The 3,234-nt window shown below is 74.7% G+C and carries 2 protein-coding genes; both read right to left on the bottom strand.

What is annotated here, in order from left to right; genetic code table 11:
* Window positions 1–257: 257 nt before the first annotated feature.
* Complete coding sequence (locus tag ACFV3R_RS29950) at window positions 258–1,070, bottom strand: nitrilase-related carbon-nitrogen hydrolase (RefSeq protein WP_385589669.1); 813 nt, start codon at window positions 1,068–1,070, stop codon at window positions 258–260.
* Window positions 1,067–2,563 carry an APC family permease gene (locus ACFV3R_RS29945; RefSeq protein WP_385589667.1) on the bottom strand — a complete coding sequence of 499 codons (1,497 nt, stop codon included), beginning with the start codon at window positions 2,561–2,563 and terminating at the stop codon, window positions 1,067–1,069. The genes ACFV3R_RS29950 and ACFV3R_RS29945 overlap by 4 nt, the downstream gene beginning before the upstream one ends.
* Window positions 2,564–3,234 lie beyond the last annotated feature (671 nt).

The following is a 3,234-nucleotide window of genomic DNA, read 5'->3' as shown; positions in this document are numbered from 1 at the left end:
GTCCCCGGGAGCCTCCCGGGGACCGCGCCCGCAGCCGTGTCAGGTCCGGCGGGCTGCCGCTGCTCTCCGTCTCCTTGCGCCGCCGGCGATGCGGACCGGACCGCGGATGCGGGTGCGGGGGCCACGACCGGGCGCGGGAGAGGAGAGGCGACGACCACGGGGCGCTGCGAAGGACACGTGAGGGAGCCCCGGCAGCCGCAGGAACGGCTGCCGGGGCTCGTCGCCGGGGTCCGGGGCCTTCCGGACAGGGGCCGGGCTCACGCCCCGTACAGGTCGGGGCGGCGGTCGGCGAAGAGGTCGGCGTGCTCGGTCAGGGCCTTGGCCCGTCCGGCGGTCAGGTCCACGTCCGCCCACACCCCGTCCTCGGCCGAGCCCGGGCCGCCGGACGCCAGGACCCAGCCGTCGGCTCCGATGACGGTCGTCCCCTCCGTCCACTCCTGCCCGCGCTCGGTGCCGACCCGGTCGCAGCAGGCGACGACCATCCGGTTGACGCGGGCGGCGGCCTGCCCGATGACGACCTCGGGGGGCCGCTCACCGGTGGGGCGGGGCACCAGCGGCCAGTTGACGGGCACGGCCAGCATGTCGGCCCCGGCGAGCGCGGCCTGCCGGGTGTACTCCGGGAACTCCAGGTCGTAGCAGATCATCACGGCCAGCCGCCCGAAGGCCGTCTCCACCACCGGCGCCGGGTGGGAACCGGGGGCGAAGAAGAGCTTCTCGCGGTCCCAGAGGTGCGCCTTGCGGTGCACCGCCCGGACCCCTCCGGCGTCCACCAGGGCCGCGCTGTTGAACAGCCGGCCGTCGGGGGCGCGCTCGGCGAAACCGGCCACCGCGACGGTGTCCCCGGTCAGCGCCGCACTCCACTGGGCCAGCTCCGGCCCGTCCGCGGCGAGTGCGCAGGACGCCGCCTCGCGCTGGGAGGTGAAGACGTAACCCGAGGTGACGAGTTCGGGCAGGACGATGACGTCGGCCCCGGCGGTCGAGAGGGTGGCCAGGGTCTCCAGCACCCGGCGCTGGTTGCCCGCGAGGTCTCCCACGACCGGCGCCAGCGGGCGGCACACCAGGCGCGTCATACGGACACCTCCGAGACCGCCGGGTCCTGCTCCGCCTCCGCCGCCTGGGCCTCGGGCTCCGCACCGACCTGCTGCCTCACCCGGGCGGGCAGCCCGGGGACGACGGCGGCCAGCACGGTCGTCACCACCGCCACGGCCGCCACCACCCACGGCTGCCACCGGGCGGCACCCTCGGCGTCGGTGATGTTGCTGTACAGGGTGAAGACCACGAACGCGGTGGCCAGCACCGGCACCACGATCTGCCAGCGCGGGGCGCGGGCCGGACCGCTCAGAAAGAGGAAGCGCAGCGCCCCGACCGTCGCGAGCCCGTAGGCCACCAGCAGCGCGAGGGAGCCCAGGCCCAGCCAGAAGAAGGTGCCGTCGAGCGCCGAGGTGCCCACCAGCCGCGCGCCCGTCACGCAGACGGCGATGATCGCGGTGGCGAGCACCACGGTCCCCACCGGCGCGCCGCGCCGGGTCAGGCGGGTGAGCGGCCCGTTCACCCCCGCACCGCGGAAGAGGGCGAGCCCGACCCGGGCCGCGCCACCCACGGTTCCCAGGGTGATCGCGAAGACGCTCAGGGAGGCGATGAGTTCGAGGAGGACGGCGGCGGGGGCGCCCACGTAGCGGTCGGCGAGGAAGGAGTACGGCGAGTCGGCGGCGGCGAAGGCCCTGGCCCCGGCCCCGTCGGTGCCGTAGCCGACCGACTGCCCGACGATGGTGAGCAGGAAGAACGCGCCGACCACGACCACCGTCACCTTGATGGCCTTGGGTATCAGCCGGCGCGGGTTCACGGTCTCCTCGCCGAGGGCGGCGGCGCCCTCGAACCCGGCGAACGCCAGGAAGCCGAACACCGCCGCCGCCGCGATCGTCCCGGCGTCCGTCCCCGCGGGCAGGTCCAGGAAGTGCCAGCTCAGCCCGGAGCCGTGGGGCGCGTCGCCCATGGCCGCGCGGACCAGTACCACGACGCTGAGCAGACTGACGAGCACGGCCCCGATCAGCTCGCAGGCCAGCAGGGTGCGGGTGATGACGCGGGTCTCGCTGAGCGAGAGCAGGACCGTCACCACCAGACCCACCAGTGCCGTCCAGTACCACTCTGTGGCGCCGTCCAGCAGGTGGAGGCCGCCCAGTACCCGGTTGGAGAACAGGGCGATCTCGACGGTCGAGCCGGTGCCGATGGTCACGTAGGCGGTGAAGAGCAGACAGCCTGCGACGAAGCCGGTGCGCGGCCCCAGTGTCCTGCCCACCAGGGCGAAGACGGAACCGGTGTGGGAGATGTGTCCCGCCAGTTTCACGAAGCCGTACGCGACGAGGCAGACACCGAGGATGGCGAAGACGAACGCCCAGGTGGCGCCCCGGCCCAGCAGGCCGGCGGCACCCACCCCGAGGAGCGCCATCGCGCCGACGGGGCCGATGAGCCCCACGGAGAACGCCGCGGCGTCGGTGAGTTTCAGGTCGCGGCGCAGCGCGCCGTTACCGGGTGGCTGGTGGGGCGGTCGTTGAGTGCTGGACACCGTCGCGCGGCCTCCTCGGTCGTCCGGTGGCGCGGACGCGGTGGGCCGCGCACGCTCTGGAGGGCGGGCCTCGTCGTCTGCGGCCGGCGGTGGGCCGCCCGGCGGGGACCAGTCCGCCGAGGGCCCGCGCGACCTGCGGCGAACGCCCTGTGCGGTGACCCTAGGAACGCCTTCGCCGCAGGTCAACCCTCAGTTCGCCTGGGTGCTCCACAGGATTTCCCTGTGGGGTGGGGGAGGGGGAGGTGCGATTGTGGCCACCGCAACGCGACAGGGGGGAGTCTGCCGCAGCCGGCGCGGCCCCAACTGGGCGGCGGTCCGGGCGAGTCGGCGGGAGCAGTGGCCGGCGGCCGCCGACGGGCTCCTCGGGCGGGCTGCCCTGCGAGGCCGCCGGCAGCCCGTCGCCGACACTGAGGGGTCCTTGCCATATGAGCGTCCGATGAGGTCGCGTGGTCTGGTGCCGTGCATCGCAAGGCGCCCGGAGGGTCCTCGTAGCGGAGCTACCAGGGCTTTTCGGCAACGCCCGAGGTGCGGTGCCAGACCACGCGGCCCGGGCGGGCATATGGCAAGGACCCCTGAACAAGGGAGGCGGTGGCGAGGTCGCAGAGGTGCCCGCAGGCGCTGCGAGGTCCCGCCACCGGCCCGCCGGTCACGGCTGCACCCGGGCGCAGCCG

This window comes from Streptomyces sp. NPDC059740 (assembly GCF_042733155.1).
Classification (GTDB): Bacteria; Actinomycetota; Actinomycetes; order Streptomycetales; family Streptomycetaceae; genus Streptomyces.
Note: the sequence above shows the minus strand (reverse complement) of the source record. Positions and strands in the feature narration are given on the sequence as shown.

Coding starts and splice junctions, on each gene's coding strand:
- ACFV3R_RS29950 (WP_385589669.1), bottom strand. CDS start 1,070: ATGACGCGCCTGGTGTGCCGCCCGCTGGCGCCGGTCGTGGGAGACCTC.